25 protein-coding genes, 4 pseudogenes and 1 riboswitch are annotated in these 22,435 nt (G+C 39.9%); of the genes and pseudogenes, 17 read left to right on the top strand and 12 right to left on the bottom strand.

Going from position 1 to position 22,435, the window contains the following annotated elements:
* Nucleotides 1-105, top strand: a pseudogene (locus MMY81_RS08685) (carbohydrate ABC transporter permease); the annotation flags it as partial.
* Nucleotides 106-244: 139 nt separating this feature from the next.
* On the opposite strand, the gene MMY81_RS08680 reads toward MMY81_RS08685, so the two are convergent.
* Together MMY81_RS08680 and celB are read right to left on the bottom strand one after the other, a co-directional pair.
* Entirely contained in the window at nt 245-1,654 is a 1,410-nt protein-coding gene (locus MMY81_RS08680; protein WP_252312520.1) for a glycoside hydrolase family 1 protein, read from the bottom strand.
* 26 nt (nt 1,655-1,680) lie between these two features.
* Nucleotides 1,681-3,033, bottom strand: a pseudogene (celB, locus tag MMY81_RS08675) (PTS cellobiose transporter subunit IIC).
* Nucleotides 3,034-3,724: 691 nt separating this feature from the next.
* Between celB and MMY81_RS08670 the strand changes: the two are divergent.
* The 4 genes from MMY81_RS08670 to MMY81_RS08655 all read left to right on the top strand — a co-directional run bounded on the left by MMY81_RS08670 (nt 3,725) and on the right by MMY81_RS08655 (nt 5,476).
* On the top strand, nt 3,725-3,931 hold the full coding sequence (locus tag MMY81_RS08670) for a hypothetical protein (RefSeq protein ID WP_252312519.1): 207 nt from the start codon (nt 3,725-3,727) through the stop codon (nt 3,929-3,931).
* Between the two features lie 167 nt (nt 3,932-4,098).
* The gene (locus MMY81_RS08665; RefSeq protein WP_252312518.1) at nt 4,099-4,350 is read left to right on the top strand and encodes a hypothetical protein; all 252 of its coding nucleotides are present in this window, start codon (nt 4,099-4,101) and stop codon (nt 4,348-4,350) included.
* Between the two features lie 127 nt (nt 4,351-4,477).
* Nucleotides 4,478-4,804 (top strand): PadR family transcriptional regulator, encoded by a 327-nt coding sequence (locus MMY81_RS08660; RefSeq protein WP_252312529.1) that lies wholly within the window; start codon nt 4,478-4,480, stop codon nt 4,802-4,804.
* On the top strand, nt 4,805-5,476 hold the full coding sequence (locus MMY81_RS08655; RefSeq protein ID WP_252312517.1) for a DUF1129 family protein: 672 nt from the start codon (nt 4,805-4,807) through the stop codon (nt 5,474-5,476).
* A gap of 179 nt (nt 5,477-5,655) precedes the next feature.
* On the opposite strand, the gene MMY81_RS08650 is transcribed toward MMY81_RS08655, so the two are convergent.
* Nucleotides 5,656-5,916, bottom strand: coding sequence for a hypothetical protein (locus tag MMY81_RS08650; protein WP_252312516.1), 261 nt, complete (start codon nt 5,914-5,916; stop codon nt 5,656-5,658).
* A gap of 169 nt (nt 5,917-6,085) precedes the next feature.
* Complete coding sequence (locus MMY81_RS08645; protein WP_252312515.1) at nt 6,086-6,895, bottom strand: TerC family protein; 810 nt, start codon at nt 6,893-6,895, stop codon at nt 6,086-6,088.
* Between the two features lie 287 nt (nt 6,896-7,182).
* On the opposite strand from MMY81_RS08645, the gene MMY81_RS36240 reads away from it, so the two are divergent.
* Entirely contained in the window at nt 7,183-7,365 is a 183-nt protein-coding gene (locus tag MMY81_RS36240; protein WP_483882483.1) for an undecaprenyl-diphosphate phosphatase, read from the top strand.
* 1,089 nt (nt 7,366-8,454) lie between these two features.
* Here the strand turns inward: MMY81_RS36240 and MMY81_RS08640 are convergent.
* Nucleotides 8,455-9,504 carry a homocysteine S-methyltransferase family protein gene (locus tag MMY81_RS08640; RefSeq protein WP_252312514.1) on the bottom strand — a complete coding sequence of 350 codons (1,050 nt, stop codon included), beginning with the start codon at nt 9,502-9,504 and terminating at the stop codon, nt 8,455-8,457.
* A gap of 114 nt (nt 9,505-9,618) precedes the next feature.
* Nucleotides 9,619-9,720, bottom strand: a riboswitch (SAM riboswitch).
* Between the two features lie 320 nt (nt 9,721-10,040).
* Here MMY81_RS08640 and MMY81_RS08635 point away from each other — a divergent pair.
* The 4 genes from MMY81_RS08635 (at nt 10,041) to MMY81_RS08620 (ending at nt 12,640) form a co-directional block, all read left to right on the top strand.
* Entirely contained in the window at nt 10,041-10,601 is a 561-nt protein-coding gene (locus MMY81_RS08635; protein WP_252312513.1) for a cysteine hydrolase family protein, read from the top strand.
* Nucleotides 10,602-10,823: 222 nt separating this feature from the next.
* The gene (locus tag MMY81_RS08630) at nt 10,824-11,387 is read left to right on the top strand and encodes a dihydrofolate reductase family protein (protein WP_252312512.1); all 564 of its coding nucleotides are present in this window, start codon (nt 10,824-10,826) and stop codon (nt 11,385-11,387) included.
* A gap of 387 nt (nt 11,388-11,774) precedes the next feature.
* Nucleotides 11,775-11,936: a hypothetical protein gene (locus MMY81_RS08625; RefSeq protein WP_252312511.1), complete on the top strand. Its 162-nt coding sequence runs from the start codon at nt 11,775-11,777 to the stop codon at nt 11,934-11,936.
* An 11-nt stretch (nt 11,937-11,947) separates the two neighbouring features.
* Nucleotides 11,948-12,640 (top strand): CPBP family intramembrane glutamic endopeptidase, encoded by a 693-nt coding sequence (locus MMY81_RS08620; protein WP_252312510.1) that lies wholly within the window; start codon nt 11,948-11,950, stop codon nt 12,638-12,640.
* A 65-nt stretch (nt 12,641-12,705) separates the two neighbouring features.
* On the opposite strand, the gene MMY81_RS08615 is transcribed toward MMY81_RS08620, so the two are convergent.
* The gene (locus tag MMY81_RS08615; RefSeq protein WP_252312509.1) at nt 12,706-12,972 is read right to left on the bottom strand and encodes a TIGR03643 family protein; all 267 of its coding nucleotides are present in this window, start codon (nt 12,970-12,972) and stop codon (nt 12,706-12,708) included.
* Between the two features lie 168 nt (nt 12,973-13,140).
* On the opposite strand from MMY81_RS08615, the gene MMY81_RS08610 reads away from it, so the two are divergent.
* The 3 genes from MMY81_RS08610 to MMY81_RS35075 all read left to right on the top strand — a co-directional run bounded on the left by MMY81_RS08610 (nt 13,141) and on the right by MMY81_RS35075 (nt 14,244).
* Nucleotides 13,141-13,578: a hypothetical protein gene (locus tag MMY81_RS08610; RefSeq protein WP_252312508.1), complete on the top strand. Its 438-nt coding sequence runs from the start codon at nt 13,141-13,143 to the stop codon at nt 13,576-13,578.
* A gap of 46 nt (nt 13,579-13,624) precedes the next feature.
* Nucleotides 13,625-13,849, top strand: coding sequence for a hypothetical protein (locus tag MMY81_RS08605; protein ID WP_252312507.1), 225 nt, complete (start codon nt 13,625-13,627; stop codon nt 13,847-13,849).
* A gap of 95 nt (nt 13,850-13,944) precedes the next feature.
* Entirely contained in the window at nt 13,945-14,244 is a 300-nt protein-coding gene (locus MMY81_RS35075) for a TIGR04104 family putative zinc finger protein (protein ID WP_374561549.1), read from the top strand.
* Between the two features lie 101 nt (nt 14,245-14,345).
* On the opposite strand, the gene MMY81_RS08595 is transcribed toward MMY81_RS35075, so the two are convergent.
* The 3 genes and pseudogenes from MMY81_RS08595 to MMY81_RS08585 all read right to left on the bottom strand — a co-directional run bounded on the left by MMY81_RS08595 (nt 14,346) and on the right by MMY81_RS08585 (nt 16,008).
* Entirely contained in the window at nt 14,346-15,140 is a 795-nt protein-coding gene (locus tag MMY81_RS08595; protein WP_252312505.1) for a DUF4097 family beta strand repeat-containing protein, read from the bottom strand.
* Nucleotides 15,127-15,692: pseudogene (locus tag MMY81_RS08590) on the bottom strand (HAAS signaling domain-containing protein). Before MMY81_RS08590 ends, MMY81_RS08595 begins: the two are co-directional and overlap by 14 nt.
* Nucleotides 15,685-16,008 (bottom strand): PadR family transcriptional regulator, encoded by a 324-nt coding sequence (locus MMY81_RS08585; RefSeq protein ID WP_252312504.1) that lies wholly within the window; start codon nt 16,006-16,008, stop codon nt 15,685-15,687. Before MMY81_RS08585 ends, MMY81_RS08590 begins: the two are co-directional and overlap by 8 nt.
* 188 nt (nt 16,009-16,196) lie before the next feature.
* Between MMY81_RS08585 and MMY81_RS08580 the strand changes: the two genes are divergently transcribed.
* A complete protein-coding gene (locus MMY81_RS08580) occupies nt 16,197-16,610 on the top strand; it encodes a cytidine deaminase (protein ID WP_252312503.1) in 414 nt (137 codons plus the stop codon).
* Between the two features lie 39 nt (nt 16,611-16,649).
* The gene (locus MMY81_RS08575; RefSeq protein WP_252312502.1) at nt 16,650-16,961 is read left to right on the top strand and encodes a DUF3784 domain-containing protein; all 312 of its coding nucleotides are present in this window, start codon (nt 16,650-16,652) and stop codon (nt 16,959-16,961) included.
* A 151-nt stretch (nt 16,962-17,112) separates the two neighbouring features.
* On the opposite strand, the pseudogene MMY81_RS08570 reads toward MMY81_RS08575, so the two are convergent.
* From MMY81_RS08570 to MMY81_RS08560, 3 genes and pseudogenes are all read right to left on the bottom strand, one after another.
* Nucleotides 17,113-18,472 (bottom strand): annotated as a pseudogene (locus MMY81_RS08570) (IS1182 family transposase).
* Nucleotides 18,473-18,630: 158 nt separating this feature from the next.
* Entirely contained in the window at nt 18,631-20,328 is a 1,698-nt protein-coding gene (locus MMY81_RS08565; RefSeq protein WP_252312501.1) for a DUF2207 domain-containing protein, read from the bottom strand.
* A 437-nt stretch (nt 20,329-20,765) separates the two neighbouring features.
* Entirely contained in the window at nt 20,766-21,161 is a 396-nt protein-coding gene (locus MMY81_RS08560) for a GNAT family N-acetyltransferase (protein WP_252312500.1), read from the bottom strand.
* Nucleotides 21,162-21,706: 545 nt separating this feature from the next.
* Here MMY81_RS08560 and MMY81_RS08555 point away from each other — a divergent pair.
* The gene (locus tag MMY81_RS08555) at nt 21,707-21,991 is read left to right on the top strand and encodes a DNA-binding protein (RefSeq protein ID WP_252312499.1); all 285 of its coding nucleotides are present in this window, start codon (nt 21,707-21,709) and stop codon (nt 21,989-21,991) included.
* A 136-nt stretch (nt 21,992-22,127) separates the two neighbouring features.
* The gene (locus tag MMY81_RS08550; RefSeq protein ID WP_252312498.1) at nt 22,128-22,400 is read left to right on the top strand and encodes a YesK family protein; all 273 of its coding nucleotides are present in this window, start codon (nt 22,128-22,130) and stop codon (nt 22,398-22,400) included.
* Nucleotides 22,401-22,435: the final 35 nt, after the last annotated feature.

The raw sequence follows: 22,435 nt of genomic DNA, 5'->3' as shown, positions 1-22,435 counted from the left end.
ACAAACTACAACCTAGCTTTTGCTTCTTATCTATTGGCTCTTCTGCCAATGAGTATCGTTTATATTATCGCTCAACGCTGGATTATCAGCGGGGTAACTAAATGAAAGATTATAGTGTTCAAAATAAAACCGAGCATAATCTACAAAGATTATGCTCGGTTTACTTTATTTTATAACGATCCTTCATCATTCGTATCAAAATGTAATCTTAGAACAAGTTACTTGTAAATTTCATCTTTCACAGTTAATTGCGTGTTTTTATTAACTCTTGAAACCAGTATGCAGATTTTTTTAAGGATCGTTCTCTATTTCTTTCTAAATTTATAGAAACTAAACCATATCGATTTTTAAAAGCATTCATGGGAGAAACGTTATCGGAAAAGGCCCAAAGCATGTATCCTTTACAATTACTGCCTTCTCGTACTGCTTTTAATAACCAAAATAGGTGATCCGTTATGAATTCTATTCGATAATCATCCTGAATAACGCCTTCTTCATTTTGAAAACGTTGCTCATTTTCAACTCCCATGCCGTTCTCTGCAATAAACCATTCGATATTTCCGTATTCTTCTTTCATTCTTAGTGCCATATCATACATAATGCGGGGGTAAATTTCCCAGCCTCTATAAGGATTCATTTTTTTCCCTGGAAGTTCAAACGGATCATAGTAATATCTGGGATGAAAAGGGACCTGCTCATTCCAGCCATTCATGCGTGCCTGCACCCGATGAGGAAAGTAAAGATTTAATCCTACGTAATCAACTGTATAGGTGCGTATAATATTTAATTCTTCTTCTGTAAATTGAAACGCAATATCATGTTTGTGCATCAAATCATATAATTCTTGAGGATATTCTCCTTTAATAGCTGGATCAAGATACATACGATTAAAAAAAAGATCATGTTTCTCAGCAGCTTCCTGATCATGCGGTGCTGTTGATCGAGCGTATGTTACTTCAGGATTTAGAATAACACCTATTTTAGCTCCCGTTTGTTCTGCGAGTTTTTTCTCACGAAACAATTTTACTACACGTGCGGTAGCAAGTGTTTTATTAAAGTTCCATTGCATCCATTTTTTAGTATTTTGTTCAAACGGGTAGCGGATAGCATCTAAATACATTCGTGTTTGTGGAACAATTGGTTCATTAAATGTAAACCAGTGTTTAACACGGTCTCCTAGTCTTTCCATTACCTTTTCGGCATATTTTTCGAATAAATCGACTACATATTTCGATTCCCATCCTCCATAGCGTTCAAATAGATATGCTGGAAGCTCATAATGTTCCAGGCATATCATAGGCTCGATTCCGTTGGCAATTAATTCATCTACTACGTTTTCAATATACAAAGCATATTCTTCATCTACGACCGCGTTCTCATAATCTATTAAATAGCGGGACCAGTTAATAGAAGTGCGAAAGTGTGTCAATCCAATAGTTTTCATATAGCCTATATCTTCTTGATATCGGTTTTTAAAATCGGTCGCCACAGCAGGGCCGTAACCGTCATGCCAAACGTGATGGTTTTCTTTATACCAGAGATCTATATATGAATCTTGATGATCTTTCTTTCCTGACCAGCCTTCGGACTGCCAGGCTGATAAGGCAGCTCCGAGAATGAAGTCTGGAGGGATGGTCCATTCTTTTTTGTGCATTATTTATTCTTCCTTTCCAATAATTTTTAAAGGGCTTTGTTTGTTTTCTCATTTGTTTCCTCTATTAAGGGATTTTCATCCTGTTTATCATGATTTTCTTGCTCATAGTATTGTTTATCCATAATTCGAATAAATGGCCACCAAATCGCCATAACAATCAAAAGATTAACAATTTGCAAAATCCCCCCAGCTATTGAACCAGTAGCTAAAACGCCGCTTATTACCATGGGGGTCGTCCAGGGAACATTTACTCCCGTTGGTGGTGGCAACTCCGTTTGCCATTAAGAGATAGGAAAAAGTAGTAGCCACCATAGGAGCTAATATCCAAGGAATAACAACTAAAGGATTCAGTACTATAGGAAGTCCAAATATAATCGGTTCATTTACATTAAAAATTCCTGCTGGTGTAGCTAATTTACCTAATTGTTTTAATTGTCTGCTTCGCCCAATTATTAAAATGAGTATAAGAACACCTAAAGTCATACCTGTGCCGCCTGTTCCCACAGTAAAAGTATCTATAAAACCTGAATTCACAATATGAGGTAAGGGTTCATTATTTTGGTAAGCACGAAGATTTTCTAACGAAAGAGTCTGCCAAATAGGCTCCATAACTGAATTAACTAATATTTGCCCATGTAGACCAAAAAACCAAAAAATCTGAGTGAAGAACACGGCCACTAAGGTAGCCGTTAAACCGCTTCCCAGGGCTAATAATGGAGCTTGCAAAATAGAATAAATAAAATTATGTATGTCTCCCCAAGGTGTAATAGAGAAAATTAAGTTAATAAACATAAAAGAACTGAGAGTTATAGTAGCCGGGATTAAAGTACTAAAAGATTTTGCAACAGCTTCAGGCACGCCCTGAGGCATAGTGATAACCCAATTTTTCTGGATGGTTTTTCTGTATATTTCAGAAGCTATAAAACCAACAATTATTGCTGCAAACATGCCTTCCGCACCTATACTAGCTACAGGAATAACTCCTGTAATTTCTTCCTCTTCGAGCTGAAATGGAGTAATAATCAAAAATGATGCAGTAGCTATTAATGCACCATGTAACTCTTCCACTCCATAATGTTTTGACAGGTGATAACCAATACCAAACGTTACGAATAAAGACATTATAAAAATGGTAGCCTCAGGGGCCGAATTCAAGAAAGCCTGGTAATTTTCATAACCACTTTCTCCAAGCCAGTTTTCTAAAAAGAAATATTCGAAAGTACTACGAACAATGAACCAAATATTATTAATGGCAATGCACCCATAAATGCGTCTCGTAATACAGTAAGATACAAATTATTACTGATTCTGTTGGCTACTGGCAGCATATATTTATCAATGACTTCTTCGCCTTTACTCAAATTCTTATCCCCCTTCATTTAGATAACGCTTACAAAAAATAGTGACAATGTTTAATAAACATAATGTTATTGGTTTTAAAAGATATCTACAATCTAATATATTTCCCCTTATTAGAGGAAATATATTAAGTTGCAATTTTTTAAATATCAATCGAATGTAGCGTTTATTAAAATAATAATAAAGAGCTTTATAATAAATACAGGAGGATAAGGCGAATGAGATTTTATCAATTTCTAATAGACACCTATGGATAATTAAAAATCTAAGATAAAGTCTAATATAGATAATGTTAAAGAAAGCAAAGAATATCAAGGCTATAGCAAGTTCAGAAAAAATCGTGCTTAGATCTTTTCTCCGGGAGCTATCGTTGTTAAGTTAATTACAATCGGTTCCGCCGTCTTTGGTTACGATATTCAATGGCTTATAGATTTATTACGAACGTTATCTTTTTCAGATCCTGGGGGATAACCAAAATTGAAAAATAGATTCAATTTACTTAGATAAAACAGTTCTCTACTTTAAAGAACTGTTATGAACGTCCGTAAAAGTATTAAATAAATTTTCAGTTGTTTTTTTATTTTTGCCTATATATTTATGGAATGAAAATTATGGTTTAGTTGATGATGGATCTAAAATTTTTTCTGAATACAGAGGGAGTGGATAAAAGGGAGAAATGAGGGTAGATGTAAGAAGAAGGGAGGACTTCAATTGAAATACATAGGTCTATTTATTGTATACACACTGGGTATTGGTATAGTTGCAGCACTATTCCGTATTATGTTGAACTTCATTGCGGGAGACCCCATTTTTCAAAACGCAGTACCGGCAGTGGTAAACGGGGCCCTCCTTGGTAGTCTCGGGGCCATCATAACGATTGTCTGGGGAGCAAATAAACAAAAAAAGCGTAGCAGATAAAATAATAAAAGATTAAAGCGAAGGTGACGTTCGTAGTAAATATAGTAAAATACTCGCTTTGCTTATATTTGCTATCCTCGTAATCCTATTCATCATTGTTTTCCTTAATAGAGAGAGCATTCTCGTGAGAAACTGCTTGTCTCATTTTTACATAAAGGAGGGCTCCATTGAGTATGGTAAAACTTCTATATATCATTATCGGACTCGGATTTTTCAGCTATTTTCCTATTGCTTATTTTGTAGGAGCCACGAGCACGTCAAACACATTTCTTGGCATCGTGGTATTTGGTGTTCTTGTAGATATCTATAAACGATATAAAGGCGAAGAGCCTTATAAAGAACGAATATATCAGGCCATCGTCATTTTAATCATATTAGGACAAGCCTACACATTTATGTTCGCTGGCCTACAGTCGTAATGCAGATATGAACCTTCGATACAGTATGCTTTGTTCTATAGTGCTTCTGTTAAAGGATAACCTGCTACGCTAACGAAGGCAGGTTATGTATTGGTTAAGTACCATGCCATACAAGGTAAATGGAGAAATGAACGAACGCTGTCAGTTATTGAAGGGGATATTGGAAGGATGTATCTTAGCTATTATTTCCCAGGAAACCGTCTACGGATATGAATTAGCGGTTAAATTACAGCTGCAGGGCATCGATGTTAAGGAAGGGTCTATTTACCCGCTGCTGCTGCGATTGCAAAAAGAAAAGCTGATTCATGGAGAAATGAGAGCTTCCGACAGTGGACCAAATCGAAAATACTATACGTTGACGTCGGCAGGAGAAGCTTCATTGGAAGCCTTTCGACAAAATTGGAATTCGCTTAAATCACCAGTTGACCAATTACTGGATAGGGGGGAATCATAAGTGAATACGCTGGTGGATGAAAACAACGAAAAACGAGAGCAGTTAAATGTGGAAAATAAAAAAGTGTATGAAGATATGCTTGTATACGTTCGTCTTTCATTTGATAAAAGCGAAGCGGAGACCGAAGAAGTTTTAATGGAATTATTGGATCATCTTCTTATTTTGCAGGAAGAAGGAAGAGATAGCAGGGCACTGTTTGGTTCCGATCCCAAACAATATGCCAGGGAATTTGTCGGTGAACTTCCGCAGGCTGTCCCGAAAAAAGTAAGTTCTTTATTCATGATGGGGATCTGCTATTTTTTAGGTTTTTACTTGTTTACCAGTGGGTTGATTCAAACGATACTTGCCTATGGGTTTCATCATTTGGAGCAAACGAAGACTTACAGCCTGGGGACGACGATCGTTGGGCTAATAATGGGAGTGGCAGCCTTGGCGATTTTAGCGTATAGCGTCTTTCGATATAATCAGTGGTCGTGTTTTCGGCATACCTCTAAAATAAAGGAATATATATTATCTGGTTTAATGTTCGCTGTCTTGCCAGGAGTGATCGTCTTAGCAATGTATTTATGGCTGCCTTCGTTTGGCCCAACCGTAGTCTTGCCTGTCTATTGGATGGGAATAGCTGGAGTAGTTTTTCTTATCATCGCCAAACTGTTAGAAAGAAAAATATAGAATGGAAATAGTAGAAAAAACCAATTGATAGCAGGTAGGAACAAATAGTTATTTTTATTCATCCTTTTGAAATGGCGGTATGTTATAACAAGAAAACCCCTTCTCCAGAAAAGTTCTCCTGAAGAAGGGGTTTTTGATAATTCTTTCATGAACTTTTATTCGAATGAGAATCATGATATCTAGCTTCTATTTTGACGTTTTTGAATCATATAATCTGCAAAAAGTTCTCCAGTCGTTAAACTCACCACATATAATACAAGGAGGACAATAAATAACAATACAACGGCATATCCTACTATTCCGGTAGACAATATGGCAGAGTTAAACATAATTAAATACAAACTGCTGATTAGTAAAAGTATGGCTATACCTGATGCTATACGAGTTATAGTCTTAGAATCTAGTTTTTTCTTTTGATTGTTTGTGTTAAATGCATTCATGTTTGGTATCACTCCTGTTGTTTTAGGTAATTTCGATAGTAAAATGTTATTTACTTCTTATAAAGTCATAGGATGCATTTGTGGAACGCGGGTGTCGATTTAATTTGCGCGAGAATCGAATGATTTTACAGAATTAGTTATGGGGCAGCTTGACTCATAGAGGTATGCTCTATTTTTGGCTGACAAAGCTTTCTTTAAGTGCTGCCTTGTTCTGTGGTACCCCTTTATCCTTAGACAGTATCCATCCGGCTGCGGCAATACCGACCAACACGATATAGAAAGATAATTTCCATAGAGTGGATTCTGCAAAATGTTCTGGGAGCACTGCTAAGGCTGGATGAGAAAGAGTGTGAACCATCAGCTTTACCCCAACCCAGCCGACAATAGCGAATGCAGCAATTTCAAGACCAGGTCTGCTTTCCAGTAAGGTGACAAAATACCCCGCAGCAAATCGCATAATGACCACCCCGATCAGTCCACCTGTCAGAATAACAAGAAACTGCCCGCCGTCCATTCCGCCGATCATGGGCAGGTTGGTTCGGGGAAGGGTCACCGCCAGAGCGACGGCGGCGAGAATAGAATCAACCGCAAAGGCAATATCTGCTACTTCCACTTTTGCTACGGTACGCCAGAACCCTGCAGGTTTTTCTTCGCTTTCCTGTGTCTTTTTTTCCACTGCAGCTTCTTTATGGAACCAGACTTTCCGGATAATATGATGGAGCGCAATCAATAAGAGATAAAGAGCTCCAATAGCCTGTACCTGCCATACGTCAATGAGAAATGAGATAATGAATAAAGAGGCAATACGAAAAACAAACGCGCCGGCCAGGCCGTAAAATAACGCTTTTTTCCTTTGTTCCGGTGGGAGTCTTTTGACCATCACAGCGAGTACGAGCGCGTTATCAGCAGCCAGCACTCCCTCAATAAGGATCAGGACAATAAGCACCCATCCGTATTCCATCAGCAGACTAAGTTCCATGTTTATCTTCTCCTTTTTTAGATAAACCCGTTACCCTGCCGCGATAGGTTTTATTGTGAATCCACACAAAAAACCTTCACCGCTGAGGCGGTGAAGGCATAAAAAAGCCCTTTACCCGTCTCATAGGTAAAGGTCTCGCAAACAGCACAAGGCTGCCAATAAAACCGGGGATTTCTCCCGTCCTGACGATTTTATTGAAAAAGCTACTCCCCTTTTTCCAAAGGATATTAAGTTATTTCTTATAATGTATCCTTCTATTGCCTCTTTGTCAATCTTATTTATTCTGGATGGTGGACCAAGTTTTCTGGAAGCATGTTTTACTGACAGGAATGGTGCAGTGCCAGGCATTTTGGCACAGATTTTCAAGATCAAGTGTCACAATATCAAGAGACGCTCTCCATAAATTAACGCATCACACAGCAGTTGGTTTTACTTTTATGTTGGATAGAGCACTGCGGCGTGGAGTCTAATAAGAGATAAACTGAGTGAAGTTTCCGTTTTATCAATGAAGTTCCTCAAATGGAACCAGACTATTTGAGAGTAGTCTTCAGCTGATACTAAAGGGACCAAACGACAGAAACATACCCAAGTGAAAAATGAATAAGACAATAAGTATTACTGTGTACAGAAGCATAATCATAGAGGTTTTTTTTTGGCTGTCTAATACATAATATTTCACTAAAAGAAAGGAGCGGGAGAAATAGAAAACAAACGTGAAAATAATGAACATCGTTCCAAGTGGATAGGTAATCGACCGCCATGAACCCAGATAGGAATAAAAAGAAAAACTGAGATTATAAAGCAAAATACATGGAATAAAGAGTGTCAGCATATCACTGAAAATTTTTTGCGTACTTCTTTCAGTCGCAGAATAACGCCTGCTGAACCAGCGGATCACATAAAAGTTCACAAACACGGCTGGAACACTTAACACAAACAATGTTTGTCCCAAAAAAATGTACACAAATATTCCTATGCTTTCATAAACAGGAAGAAAAGTTACCATGATGATTAGGTTAACTGCATATAAGACAAAGGCAAGCAAAAGAAGAAACAGTATGAGGAGAAAGATACTGTTTTTAATCGTAAAATGATGATCCTTCTTAATATTTTTTCTGGGGGCGCTCAAGGCGTTTACAAAAAAAGCCCACATGCTTAGTTTCTTTTCAGCGGATTTTGTCATAATAGCTCCTTTTGACAGTAGATAGAAATGCTTAATTATTAAGTGAAAACTTAAAGAGTGCTTATTGATTTTTACAATCTGCTATTAGATATATTCGGCGGCTGGTATTAAATTCCTTTTTACGAAAAGACGCAGGCAAAATAAGTTTATACTCGCAAGGGTGAAGAGGAGAAACTATGCTGAATTTGCAGGTATAAGTATAGATCTAAATAAATATTCCAGTTCATTTTAGATCAATTCAAATGTGAGATATGTTGATCTGCGGCTGCAATAAAATAGCCAGCCTTTCCCATGGATAATTCCCAAGGAAAAAGCTGGCATTAGTCAAACTACCTGATTCTTATTAACTTACATAAGATATAAAATTATCTACTCTTTAGGCTTTTGAACGATAGCTTAGATTATGCTGTTTTAAAGTCTTGTCTTTACCGAACAGAAAATGTTTTTCCATATCAGGCGAGTATTGGGAATTGATGGTCTCTAGTCCAGTTGCTTCAGCAACCGCCCGTACCATAGCGGGAGAAGCACCGCAGCATAATCCGATGTAATTGACCCCGGCATTTTTCGCTTCTTTTGCCCATTCAGCCAATTCATACCGATTGTGGGACAGTGGCTCCAGTGCTGTTGGAAATGTCGTTTCTGTAGGCAGATGGCAGCTGCATCCGCCGTCCGGCAAATTGAAAAATGTTGGGTGTTCTTCGGTGGTGCGATAAGGAACAGGTAGTCCGCCTACGTAACCATCCACCTGAGCGCATATTTTTTCGAGGTATGGCTGCATAGTATCCGGTCCGCGGAAACAATTCATTCCGACGACTAGTGCGCCTTTCTCAGACAGTATTTTACAAGAGTCTTCTACGGTATAACCGTCCCGCAGTATATTTTCACCCATTAGTCCAAGCAGAATGACAGCCGGCAGTCCCTGCTTCTGGATTTCCTCCAGTGCGATTTCTGCCTCCTCATGGTAGTAAAACGTTTCGCCATGAATGTAATCAACGCCTTCTTCTTTACACCATCCGATCATCTCAGCAAACATGCCTCTGACTTTTTCTTTCGCTTCCGGGTCCTCCGGATCAAAAATATTCGTATTGGATATATTACCCGCTACCAATGCTTCTTCCGTTGGGTGTTCTTTGGCTACTTCCTTCGCTAAGCGGATCGCACTTCGGTTAAGCGGTTCCAGTAAATCTTCCTTGCCGATGATGCGCATTTTTTCTCTATGGGCGTTGTATGTGAAAGCAAGTACCACATCAGACCCCGCCTTCATAAAATCACGGTATGTTTCTTTCAGGGCTTCCGGATTTTCCAGAGCCACTTCCGGTACAAAGGAGCCTGCCTGCAAATAGCCTCTGCGCTCCAGTTCAAACAGAAACCCCTCTCCGGCAATAACCGTTCCTTCTTTAAGTCGTTGTTCTAAGCTGCGTTTCATCACAATACTCTCCTTTTTCTCTCTATTATTCTTTAATTCTCCTGGCATTCGTCTAACAAAATAACCCCCTTCTTTATTTAAGAAGGGGGTTTGACGAAATACGACAAATTGCTCTTCTTATCTTCAAGCCTGCTGCTTCTGGAATTAGCACAGTACTATTACTAGTCCGCTGCTGAAGTGTCAAAGGGCCAGTCCCTCCACTTCTCTTGATAAAATAGTTGTGTATTAAATTAGTAATATTTAGAATACAATCGCTGTTGATGAAAGTCAAGCAGAGGTAAAACATTTGTTTTCAAAACTTAAAAGTACGACCTTAGCTGGATCGCTTTGGCTGGAATGAAGTAGAAATCGTCCAAGGCTAGAAGCCCTATCGCTCCATATATTGTACTTGTTTTTGCTTTGTTATTAACTATTAGATGATGCCCATCAAAAAAGTTTTCATCAACCTCTACCTTTGTAAAACCCTTTTATCGATTTAAATTGCAATTAAGTATATGATTACCTTGTATGAAAAACTTAGCAATGGGGTGAAGTGAATGAGTACAGCTTTAATCGTTGTCGATATTCAAAATGACTATTTCCCGGGTGGCAAAATGGAATTAAGCAATCCTGAAATTGCAGCTGCGAATGCCGCTAAAGTTATTGAATGGTTTAGAGAGAACCACAACGGCCATATTTTCCATGTTCAGCATATCGCAGGCGATCCCGCTTTAGGTTTCTTTCTTCCGGATACAGAAGGGGCAGAACATCATGAAACGGTTCAGCCACTGAAAGATGAAAAAATCATCGTCAAAAACTTTCCCAACAGCTTCTTAAATACGGAATTAGAGAGTCAATTAAAAGAAAAGGGTATAACAAAGGTAGTAGTGGCAGGGATGATGACACATATGTGTATCGATGCTACTGTTCGGGCAGCTGTAGATTTAGGCTATGAAACAACGCTTATCGAAGATGCCTGCGCGACAAAAGAGTTGACGTATCAAAATAAAACCACTTCAGCCGAACAGGTTCATTATTCGTTTGTAGGCGCACTGCAGGGCATGTATGCAGAAGTGAAGTCAACCGAAGATTTCCTGCAGCAGAAAACTACCAATTAAGTAAAAATTAATAACAACGTCCGTAAAGGTCATACATGACTTTACGGACATTTTTTATGTTGTTTGTACTTTATAAATCCCATCTTTTTTTAACTTGAAAGCAATCGATTTAATTTCTTAAAAGGGTTATAGGACGCCAAAGAAGAATACATAAAGAGACGGGTTTCTCACCTTAGAGAATAGTGTTAAACGGAAGACAATGAAGAAAGTGGAGGGAAGAACATGGGAAGGGTATGCTTGGGGATGATCTTATCGGTGGATGGGTATATCAGCGACCGGGACGGGAAACTAGGAAAGCTTTACGAGAGCTTTGAACCGAATGAAGTCATTCAAGCGGAGATGGCAAAAACGGGAGCGGTTGTGATGGGACGGAATACTTTTGATATGAGCGAAGATCCGGATGCCTATGCAGATAATTATGAATTTCAAGTGCCTTTGTTTGTATTGACCCATCATCCACCAGCTGAACATCCAAAGGAAAATGAAAATCTCACCATTACATTCGTAACAGATGGTATCGAAAGCGCGGTTCATCAGGCTAAACAGGCGGCCAAAGAGAAAGATGTAGTGGTGCTTGGGGCTGACGTCGGCCAGCAGTTATTAAAAGCGAATCTGGCGGATGAACTGCAGGTTGCGTTTGCACCAATCATTCTTGGACAGGGGATGCGCTTATTCGACCACTTGGAAGAATTCGAGATTCAACTGGAAAAACTGCGGACCATTGAGACCGCAAAACAAGTGGAAATCTGGTATAGGATCATTAAGGAAAGTAAAAACGACCAATGAGCAGGTACCGCTTAATAGTAGAGTTCAAGTTTTCAGTTACCGCTTCCCAATAAATTTAGAAAAAAACAATCTAAAAACTAAGCATGTTATTCCGAAAAGAATTAACCCCCATTGAAAAGAATAAAGAATGTATTCTGTTACATCATTGATATTTATAGGAGAAGAACGAAGTAAAAAGAAAACTACACCTAAGGTAAACAACGCGATACTAAAATACGTCCATCCTCTTTTTGTACTTAAATCCATTGGCTGACTCCTTTTTTGGTTTTAGCTTATAATTATTATTCAGTTACACTGTAGAAGACAAGTTATATTTAGAATAATGAATCTGATAAATGAAGTGATACCTTACGAAGCCACCCAGGCTTTAATAGAGGGGGAAGCTGTTTGAAAGAATCAACGTATAAAGTCAGTCGATTAATCTTGTACTTTTTCCTGGTATCTATATTTCTATTCATATCGGGAAATACCGGCCGCTATTTCATCGAAACGCAGGGAATGAACCGAGAGACAGCGCTTTTCCTTCAGGGCATTATGTTTACCGGGTGACTCTTGCCGTTTTGTATTGGCTGAAAGCAAAGAATCCTGATTTGTTTAAAAACATCGGTTTAACAAAAGCCGATTCCCGAACTAAATGGTTCGTTGGGGCAGCACTGCCATTGCTTCTGCTTCTATCAGGGATTATCACCGCTGCTTTGTTTGGAGGCATTGAAAACGTCCGCCTTAATTTGACCGGCACTATTCTGCTTGCCGTTTTGATTAATACTATCACGGCATTTATGTATGAGGCATTCCCGGAGGAAGTGTTTATTCGAGGCTTGATATTTTCAGAACTGCGAAAGAAATATCGATTTATTATTTCCTTGTTTCTGCAGATGCTTCTTTTCATGTGTGTGCCTTTACTGGCTATGTCATTAGCCGCTCTATTTTTTAATCAACCGATGCAGCTGACTATCGATTATTTTATATTGCTCTTTGCGTTCGGGATAGCCCTGCAGCTGTATCGCGAATATACAGGGTCGTTATGGATGAGCATTTATTATCATCTGATGTACCTTGAAATTGCCAGGTATATTTCCGGCGGGGGAGTATACGATCCTGATGCAGCGCTGCTGGAATTTGATGAAATATTTGGGGGATTTATGACGCTGTATTTATCCTTTTTGTTTATGGTTCTCTTAAGCATTGCTGTCCTGACCGTACTAATAATTATAGATAAAAAAAGAAGCAGGTCGATTTCCAATATAGTATAAATGGTAACAATTAACAAAGCAGATTAAAAAACCAATCCAGGGTCTGCTCCTGAATTGGTTCAATTTTAGTATGACAAAGGCTTTTGATTTGGAGAGCGGAAACGCTTTACTTCTTTTGAGCGCAGTGCTGCATGCTTGGTGCTGCGGTTATTCATCCGTTTGCGCCACATGCGGAAAGATGATGCTTTCATTTCTTTTCTCATAAGCTTAATGACGTCTTTTTCCTTTAAGCCGAACTGCACTTCAATCATATCAAAGGGAGTCCGGTCTTCCCAGGCCATCTCTACAATACGGTCGATATCTTCCGGAGTCAGGCGATTGGTTTCTTTCATGATCATGCCTCCTCGATACTGCTGTAAGGGTATTTTATCAAAACGACAGCGCTGGATCGAATAATAGGTACCGGAAGAAGATCACTTACATAAACCACTGAATTTACCCTTATACTGTAAGAATAGTAGTGTTATATCTTTGAAGCCTATCGGACGGAGGGTTCGCCTATGCTTATTCCATTTATCGTTGGTATTGTGTTCGTCATCATCCATTTTTTTGCAGGTGCTCTGATCCCTTCTGGAAAGGTTATGCGGATGAAATGGTTTTCATTTTCAGGAGGACTGGCGGTCTCTTATATTTTTATTTACCTGCTGCCGACGCTGCATAAAGAACAGACCGATATTGAAGAACCATACCGACATTTTACGATGGAGTCAGAGGTTTATTTTGCCGGGCTTATTGGCGTTGTTCTTTTCCTGGGTATACAAATTATTATTAAGCAGAACTATATTTCCCATACCTCTTCTTTCTGGTCAGCCATTTCCTTTTATGCGTTATACAATGCCCTCGTTTCCTACACCGTTTTGTCCTTTGAAGTATCCGGTATTGAGGCGGTTTTTTTATTGTATAGCGATTGGGCTTCATTTTATTGCGGTAGCTCATGAGATGTGGCGGGAGTTTCCCCATGAATACACTAAGTACGGCAGGTACATGCTTGGGTCGGGAATTGCGATAGGGTGGATTGTTGCTTTAAATATTGATCTGATTCCTCTTTTTAGATCATTTATTTTTGCCCTTGTTTCAGGAGCGATGATTTTTACCGTGTTTAAACATGAACTGCCAAGTGAAAAAGAAACGCACTATCCATCTTTTTTGATTGCTGTTTTGATTTACTCCGCCATAACGATGTCTTTAAAATTTTTCTTCGAATGGTAGCAAAGCCGCTTACAGATAACATGAGGAGGAGAAGGGCTGATAAAAATAATGTTAGACCGGGGAACTGTTTACTTTTTACATAAAGGAGGAATTACATGCCTGTATGCCAGAGCTGTACACACACGTGGGGATGGTGGGAAACGGTAAAGTGTTCCTTTGCTGTTCAACAGGGGATGACGTGCCCGTACTGCAAATCAACGCAATATCCGACAGCGCGCTCAAGAAAGATAGCAAGCGGGATGGTATTCTTAACTCTATTTATTGTATTTGCTTTAAATTTTGTCTGGGGGCCTTCCATTGCTGCCGTAATCGCTTTTTTAATAGCACTGCCAGTATATTCGGCTTTATATCCAATATATCTTACACTTTCCAACCAGGAAGAACCGTTATTCTGAGTCGGCGTAATGATGGCGAAAGCATTCCAAGAAGGATCGGCTAAATAAAAAAAGAAAGGCGCAATGCTTTTAAGCACTGGGCCTTTCTTTTTTATGGATGCTTAGTGGTCAACAGTAATATCCCCATTATTTGAACGCAGCGTTACAGGGATTTCACCTTCTCCAAAAACCTCATTGGAATTATCTTTACCGAATAAACGAGCAGTACCATTATCGGTTTTGATAGCAAAGTCGGCATTGGCCGGTTTCGTTTCGGTGCTTATTTCAATGTTTCCGTTATCCGTTTCCAGGTCCATTGGATGTTCAATCGCATTCGTTGAAAGAGTAATGTCCCCGTTATTTAATGTCCCTGATATATCTCCCTGAACCTCTGCCATTTCAACATTTCCATTGTCTGCCGTTACTTCTGTGCGTGAGCCCGTCATATCTTTAAGCCTAACATCTCCATTGTTCGTGTCCGCTTTCATCGATTCGACGTTAAGCCGGGAGGCATGAAGATTGCCGTTATCTGTTTTCATGACCACAGACTCATAGGTGGATTCAGGCAGATAGACCGTCAGCTTAGCTTCTTCGGAAAAAAGGCCAATATTGAATACTTGGGGGCTTTCTGCGGATTCAATAAATAAGGTGTTATCTCTTACTTCCATCATGACTTCGTCATCAGGATTTTCCGAATCCAATCCCTGCATCTCTACGCGGGTAACAGAGTCTTCTGTCGGCAGCAGTTCTATGCTGTCATTGTTTAAATCCATGGAAAGATTGATAAAAGGTTCATCCAGTGTTTTTTCAGCCGAATACGCTTTGGAGTCGAGCTGATTAAAGGAGAATATGCTTCCGGCTATACCAATGAAAATCAAGATAAAGGACACAAAAATAATTTTTTTACCTGTACTCATATTTTGCTCCACCTTTCACCAGACGCATATTGTAGTGCAAATACCAAATAAACGTTTTTGTCAGCCATTTGGTCAGCTTGAGCATTCCAAATGAAATCAAGAGGCCGACTCCTGCGAGCGTAAGGGCCATGAAAAATTCGAATATACTGCTTGCCTCGGGGTTAACTATTAATTCCGCCAGTACTAAAACAGGAGAAACGGTAAAAGAAATGCCTACAGCCCATCCGGCAAGCACAAGGCCGAGCAGTCCAATAAAAGGACCAAGAACGATAATAAGGTTGAAGAAGCTTAAACCGGCTACTGCCCATATAGCGCGAAACACATTTCCTGTTGAAGCTGCAGATTGAACCTGATCTAAGTGATAGACAGCCAGCATTTCTTTTCCAATCTGCCCGGGGGAGCCAAGAGAAGAGGAGATGTCTTCTTCTGTCTGCCCTTCCTGTTTTCCTATAAAGAAATGTTCTTCAAAGTCCTGGAAAATATCCCGGCGTTCTTCGTCTGGCAGCTTTTTAAAGAATGATTCAGCTCTTTCATGAACTGCTGCTTATTCATCGTTTACACCTGCTTTTATAATTTGATTAACCCCTGTGGAAAATTCATTCCATTCTTCAATCAGCTGCTTGAGGTATGTTTTTCCTTTTGCGGTCAGACTGTAGTATTTGCGCGGAGGGCCTTCTGTTGATTCCTGTAAATAAGTGGTGAAATATTCTTCCTTTGTCAGCCTTCGCAAAAGCGGGTACACGGAGCCCTCAGAGATCGCTATATGCCTGGAGACGGTTTGTACCAGCTCATAGCCATAGCAGTCTTTTTTATCTAAAATAACCAGAATACAAAGTTCCAGAACACCTTTTTTAAATTGGATATTCACAGCCGTTCATACACCTCATTTCCCACTACTGTTTATTGTTCAGTACTGTTGTTAATAATATAGCACTTAGTACTGTTCATTGCAAGGTACTGTTTGGAAATTTATCTGGCTGCAGAGCATATTAGAGAAAAATGATGGAAAATGTTAACATTTATTAGAGCGCAATTTACTTATGGAGGAAGATAAACATGAACACGACACATACGTTATACAAAGAAGCGGCCGATTTGGTTGAAAAGAAATATCCTTCCGGCTGGGGAGGGGCAGCAGCAATAAGACTGGAGGACGGCACGGTATTAACGAGTATAGCTCCGGAAGTAATCAACGCTGCGACAGAGCTTTGTATGGAAACAGGAGCCATATTAGAGGCTCATAAATTAGGACAAAAAGTAACGCACTCTCTGTGTATAGCCCGGGATGATGAACAGTCTGCCTTTGAGGTTCTGTCTCCCTGCGGCATCTGCCAGGAACGGCTGTTTTATTGGGGAGCCGATGTTAAAGCTGCCGTAACGATACCAGGAAAAAATGAAATCATTTTTAAAACGCTGGCAGAGATTCAGCCTTATCATTGGACAGCTGCGTTAAATCAAGAAGAGGAATGAAAAAATTATTCTCTTTCTTAAAAAGGAGGGGAGGTGCGAATGACTACAAGTCTGTTTATTTTGCCTGTTCTTTTTTCAGCGGCAGCTTTTCTTCTTTCAAGAGGAAAGGGGACTTTTCTTATTGCAGGCTATAATATACTGCCCGAGAGTGAAAAAGAAAAGTATGATGAAGTTGCCTTATGCAAGTTTATGGGGGTCGTGATGTACGGCATTTCTTTAGCAGTTTTCCTGCTCGCGCTGTACGAGGTAATAGAACATCTCATTCTTCTTGTAACAGGCGTTGGTTTATTAGCGATATTCACGATTCTAGTGTTTATTAAGGTGTATACGAGAGATACGTTTAAAAAATAGAAGAATGATATGAAAATATAAACTAAAAGAATCCAATCATGTAAAAATGATTGGATTCTCAGGTTGTTGAGAAATGAAAGAAACAAGGTTGTTTTTTCCCGTGGATCGTTCGATCCACGTTTTTTTCACTTCTTTCGCAAAAAATCGTCCTCTAAGCCGACCGTTTGGCGAGATAGAGGGCGATTTTTTTCATGTTTTGACAGGCAGCGGTGAGATGGGCTGCGCTTGGACAGACGGGTGCCCGCGATACCGCGTGTACCGAAAACCGTGGAGCTCTTTGGCATCGCCAAAGCTCCGTTCGATGGTCTGGCTGCGTAAATGGTACAAGGCTTTTCCTGTCTTCGTTCGTTTTCTTGCTCGCGCCCGGTCTTTCCCATCCTCCCATATATGTCGGCTAATTAACCGGGAGGAAGCGGCAGGCGAAAAACAAGTCTCCCGCATCGGACAGCCCTGACAGTCCTGCGGGCGGGAACGATACTGACGATATCCTTCCCGATCGGTAAGGCGGTAGGTCAACATACAGCCCATCGGGCATACATAGGCTTTTTTGGACGCGATGTATCGAAACTTCCGTTTCGGCAGGTACCGGCGGCTTTTTCCGTAGCGACGGTATCCCATCACCGCATAAATTCCCTGCTCTTCGAGCTTTTTGCACAAATAGCCTGTAAAATAGCCGGCGTCGAGCGCCACCGCCTCTACCGGGAAATCAAACGTAGCCCGCTGCACCTCCAGTCGGTCCAGATACGGATCCGCATCGTGGACGTTACCGGGCGTGATATAGGTATCGGTAATGATATTATATTTGGCGTCCACCGTCCGGTGGTCGAGGTAGAAAAATCCCTGCGGTTTGCCATCTCGCATCATGAATCCACTATCCGGATCAGTCCGACTGATTCGGGTCATCGCTGGGTCGGCGGGCTTCCTCTCCTTCCGGGGTCCGAGCGCTTTTTTCCTTCTTTTTCCCGATCGGCTTGCACTTCGGCTTCCAGTTCTGCTAGATAGGCAGGAACTTTGGGGGATTTGGCTTTACGTAGAAATTTGTTTTTATTGGCATTCGCTTTGACATGGGTGGAGTCACTCACTAAAATCCGACCGTCCACCAATCCATGGCCCTCTGCTTGACGAACAATGGCATTAAAAATATCTTCAAATACGGTGGTATCCAGAAACCGGGTCTGACGGTTCCAGCTGATCGTGGAATGATCTGGAATGCGATCCGTCAGAGAAAGACCAAGAAACCAACGATAGGCGACGTTGGTCTGAAGCTCTTTTTCCAATTGCCGTTCCGAACGAATGCCATAAAAATAGCCGATAAACATCATTTTAAACAACGTGATCGGTGGAATGGAGGGCCGACCGATGGTCGGCGAATAATAGGCAGCCAGTTTTTCTTCAATAAACTGAAAATCAATCATCGTATCAATGGTGCGGAGAAAGTGATCAGCGGGCACCAGTTCTTCTACAGAAACAGTCACTTGATCGCGTCGATGGTTTTTGGCTTTGCCAAGCATCTTAGGATCGCCCCTTTTCTTTTCAGTATACGACCATTCCAGCTGCTTGCCCACAAAAAAACTGCCGAGAAAGAAAACTTTCTCGACAGCCTGAGAATCCAATCATGTAAAAATGATTGGATTCTATATTGATCGTGTAGTCGTCGATTTTCTTTCCGTTAAAACCCGCCGGAGCCTCCACCTCCGCCGCCTATACCGCCGCCTCCTCCAATTCCACCGGTTCCAGAACTGCTGAAGGAGCCTGCCGCTTCTGCAGTCGAAGATTCGAACTGTGTACTGGCCAGAAAACCGGCTGTCATGAATATTGGAATGTTGCTGGTATATCCTGCGGAAGCTTCAGGTGCTGTCGAAAATTCCTTTGTGAGATCTCCACTCATGTTCTTTACGGATTTCAGGTTCAAGCCGAGTCCGTAAATAAAAGCAATCTTCTGCTCCTCGGGCGGGAGAGTCTGCCAGTCTTCTGTTTCATAGCGGTCTACTTCGTCTTTGTAATCCTTCCAGTCCCGGAGCAGTTTCCATCCTTTTTCCGTGCGGGGCTGGTAAACTAACGCATAGCCGAAAACAAACATAAATAACACAAGCAGGAGGAGAAACGGAACGAGCATTCCGTTCGCAAGAAATATAATACCAAAAGCTAAAGTAATTATAGCAGCGACTCCGAGCCCCATCTTGAAACCGAGTTTATTAATTTTTAAATCGGCTTCTTCTTTTTCTGCAATAACGGCTTTCTGCCATTCTGCTTTTTTTGCTTCAAAGGTTTCATAATTCGTTTCGTCTTTTAAATAATCGGACATGTCCGAAAGCTGAAATACACCTTCTTTTCCCATTTCATCAAACAGCATGGAAACGAGAATTTTCTCATGCGTCATCAAGTTCTTCCGGCTTTCCAGACGAAAACTGTCTTTACCTGCCTGTGTTACTTTATCCTGCCTGACAAGATCAAGCAGGGAAGCGGTAAGTATTTCTGAAGACACAGCAGGGCGTACATAATACATCGTAGCAGGCATGCTCATCTGCAGAGGCGGCGCTCCGGGAGTAAGATTATTGGAGTAGGCGCTTTGTTTGAAGTGGCTGTATTTTCTCCGATCCACGTATATAACGCTTAAAAATAACAGGGCAAGGGCGGGAATGGCTATAGGTGCCATAGTAGATAGAAAATCCTGTCTTGCAGCGGAAGCAGCTGCGGCTTCTTCCTGTTCTTCCTTATCCTCTTGAATGGATTCTGCCGCGGAGCCATCAGCAGTTCTGGTTACCCCTTCAAATAATGCCCCATCAAATGCGGCGCGGACGTCTCCATTTTCTCCGCTATCCACCTGTCCCATATCAAACAGCACGTATTCATCAGTTATCTGTTCCGAATTTTCGGCTTCATCGTAGCCGATCGCTTCTATTTCTTCTGAGGCTCCCGGGGGATGCACACGGATCTGCATGGACTCGTAACCGGTTTCGTTGGATTCGTCAAAGAACGCCCAGTAAAACTCGCCGAGATCATCGTAACGTTCCACGCCGTCCTCAATTGTGTACTCCAAATCGACGGTAAAACGGTCATCCTCTCCCGGGCGGAGAATGCGGTGCACGATTTCCTCTTCCGTCTCAATTTCCAGATGTTCGCCGTTTTCAAATGCCTGTAAGTTTTCAATAGATGCGTATTCCGGATGATTCAGCGTCCTGACAACGCCATTGAAATCTCCTTCAAAATCATAAGTGAATGATTCTTCCACCTGCACGCTTCCATCTTCCTGCAGAAAAGCGTCAATTTCTGCTTCCGGTATCGTTAGTTCAAACGCATGAGCGTTCATTGGAAGTGAAAGCAAAAGCAAAGAAGAAAGCAGCGCAGTATTTGTTTTTATTCTCATGCGAATCCACCTCTCAGCGTAAGGTTACGCGTTTTTAAATAAAAAGGATTAGCTTATCATGAAGAACAGGCTTCGAAAGAAAAGCTTCTTATAAGTAGATATATGCTGCTGTTTTATGTAAAAATTTTATAAAAAAGAAAAAATTTCATTTATTTGCTTTGGTTTGATAACCTGAGTTCAGTATACCTTGTTCATTTAGTAGAGTAAATAAAGCGAAGAAAATGGCTGAGGTTGGCATAGCTTTATAAATATTGGGAGAACAACTGCCAAATGCAAATAAAAAAATATGTTCAAACACACGAAAGGGGAACCAGACATGATAGAAGTGTTAGGTGCTATAGCTTTAGGTATAGCGCTCTATTTTTGGAGCAAGTCGATGAAAAAGAAGGATAAATAAGATACCAAAAGTTAGATCACATACAATTTTTTAACTAAGTCTACTTTATATTTTTAAGCAGCTTTACATACTTTCCATACTCGTCTTCCTCCGTACGTAATACATTAGTAAATCCTTTCTTCTCATAAAGGTGTCTTGCATTAAAGTTATCTGCATCAACTCCAAGCGCTATTTCTTCATATCCAAGGTGTTCAGCGTAATCAATTAAATAATCAACAATGATGTGACCTATTCCTCGATTTCGATATTCCTCTTTGACAATCATATGGGATAGATATACTCGTTTATCTGGAATGGTGTACTCTGGATCATCGTTTTTAAAAACTAATGATCCCTCAGCTATAAATTGATTATGCTCTGTATAAATAAAGGTAATCCTATTTTCATTGACTAATTCGTCATAAAATATTCTAGTCATTTTCGGATTCTTTTTCATATTCCAAATGCTGCTGCATTTAGGATAGTCTTTAAGCTTTAATACAGTTATTTGATAAGAAATTATTGTCCAGCTCCTTTTATAAAAGTATCTGAGGGTTTGATTTGACTGAGAATAACAGCCATTTTATACGATAGGATAGAGAAATAATATGGAAAATGTTAACATTAATTTTAGCAAAATTAAATGAAATAGGTAGCTTTATCAAGGGGAAGCGATTAGAAAGCTCGAAAGTTAATGGCTATCTAATTTTTAATTAGGAGTGATCTATTGAATTCGAAAAGAGTAAAAAAATCATTACCTTTATCCAATCGTTGGGGGAACTGCAGCGATAGTGATTAATTTAATTGGTTCTTTTATAGGTGTCATTGAATTAAGTCAGTCATCTTTTGGGATGTTGGCGGTGGCTTTGATTATTGTATCTCCATTTTTAGTGTGTCATTTTATAGACAGTACGAAACGTCCAAATGAAAGAAAAAAATAATTATGGCTGATTTATATTAAAAAATCTTAAAATCAACAAGAAGTAAAATGGAGGAGTTCAGATGGATTTTATATGGTTAGGGTTAGGAATTGCTATAGCAGGCTATTTGATAGGAGATGGATTAAAAAATTTTAAAAATCCAGATGCTGAAAATATTTTTGATTCATTTGATGAAGATCATGAGCTTATTAAAGAGAACAATGTTCATTATTTTATAGGGGTTTCTAAGGAAGATGCAAAGCATATGATAGCTGAGCACCCGAGTATTCCCCATATTACAATAAACAACAACGTTTATTATCCAAAAGGGAAATTGCGTGAATGGTTAAAGAACATAGAAAGCTGAATCATTGAAGGGAAGCCACATTTTCAAGTGAGTTGTCTTCAGAATTACGGATTTATTATGCTCACCCCGTCTCTCAGCAAATATATTAATAGTTATTATAATTTAAAAATAAGACGAAAATTAAGAAAGGAAGCATATGCTCGTATTTGGTCCATTGCTTGATGCCGTTATAATAGGAAGTATACTCCTTCTCCTAACGGTCATTTTAAGAATGCTGAACACGTCTAGATTTATAATGATGATTCCAGTAATTTTGATTAATTTATCAGCTCTGGCAATACTATATTGGAGTTATGAATTCATTCGTGGATTTGAAGGGATGGGCGTGGCTTTTTTATCTTTTTTTCTGCTTTTGTTTTCTATTCCTTCATGGGGCGTGGCGATTAAAAAAAGAAAAACATCAGTTTAACGAGTCATATGGACAAAAAATAATTAACGCAATTC

Source organism: Sinobaca sp. H24, from assembly GCF_023845525.1.
The sequence above is the reverse complement of the archived record's forward strand: the minus strand, read 5'-3'. Positions and strand labels throughout refer to the sequence as shown.

Coding starts and splice junctions, on each gene's coding strand:
- MMY81_RS08680 (WP_252312520.1), bottom strand. CDS start 1,654: ATGCACAAAAAAGAATGGACCATCCCTCCAGACTTCATTCTCGGAGCT.
- MMY81_RS08660 (WP_252312529.1), top strand. CDS start 4,478: ATGAACGAACGCTGTCAGTTATTGAAGGGGATATTGGAAGGATGTATC.
- MMY81_RS08650 (WP_252312516.1), bottom strand. CDS start 5,916: ATGAATGCATTTAACACAAACAATCAAAAGAAAAAACTAGATTCTAAG.
- MMY81_RS08645 (WP_252312515.1), bottom strand. CDS start 6,895: ATGGAACTTAGTCTGCTGATGGAATACGGATGGGTGCTTATTGTCCTG.
- MMY81_RS36240 (WP_483882483.1), top strand. CDS start 7,183: ATGGTGGACCAAGTTTTCTGGAAGCATGTTTTACTGACAGGAATGGTG.
- MMY81_RS08640 (WP_252312514.1), bottom strand. CDS start 9,504: ATGAAACGCAGCTTAGAACAACGACTTAAAGAAGGAACGGTTATTGCC.
- MMY81_RS08635 (WP_252312513.1), top strand. CDS start 10,041: ATGAGTACAGCTTTAATCGTTGTCGATATTCAAAATGACTATTTCCCG.
- MMY81_RS08630 (WP_252312512.1), top strand. CDS start 10,824: ATGGGAAGGGTATGCTTGGGGATGATCTTATCGGTGGATGGGTATATC.
- MMY81_RS08615 (WP_252312509.1), bottom strand. CDS start 12,972: ATGAAAGAAACCAATCGCCTGACTCCGGAAGATATCGACCGTATTGTA.
- MMY81_RS08610 (WP_252312508.1), top strand. CDS start 13,141: ATGCTTATTCCATTTATCGTTGGTATTGTGTTCGTCATCATCCATTTT.
- MMY81_RS08605 (WP_252312507.1), top strand. CDS start 13,625: ATGCTTGGGTCGGGAATTGCGATAGGGTGGATTGTTGCTTTAAATATT.
- MMY81_RS35075 (WP_374561549.1), top strand. CDS start 13,945: ATGCCTGTATGCCAGAGCTGTACACACACGTGGGGATGGTGGGAAACG.
- MMY81_RS08595 (WP_252312505.1), bottom strand. CDS start 15,140: ATGAGTACAGGTAAAAAAATTATTTTTGTGTCCTTTATCTTGATTTTC.
- MMY81_RS08580 (WP_252312503.1), top strand. CDS start 16,197: ATGAACACGACACATACGTTATACAAAGAAGCGGCCGATTTGGTTGAA.
- MMY81_RS08575 (WP_252312502.1), top strand. CDS start 16,650: ATGACTACAAGTCTGTTTATTTTGCCTGTTCTTTTTTCAGCGGCAGCT.
- MMY81_RS08565 (WP_252312501.1), bottom strand. CDS start 20,328: ATGAGAATAAAAACAAATACTGCGCTGCTTTCTTCTTTGCTTTTGCTT.
- MMY81_RS08560 (WP_252312500.1), bottom strand. CDS start 21,161: ATGAAAAAGAATCCGAAAATGACTAGAATATTTTATGACGAATTAGTC.
- MMY81_RS08555 (WP_252312499.1), top strand. CDS start 21,707: ATGGATTTTATATGGTTAGGGTTAGGAATTGCTATAGCAGGCTATTTG.
- MMY81_RS08550 (WP_252312498.1), top strand. CDS start 22,128: ATGCTCGTATTTGGTCCATTGCTTGATGCCGTTATAATAGGAAGTATA.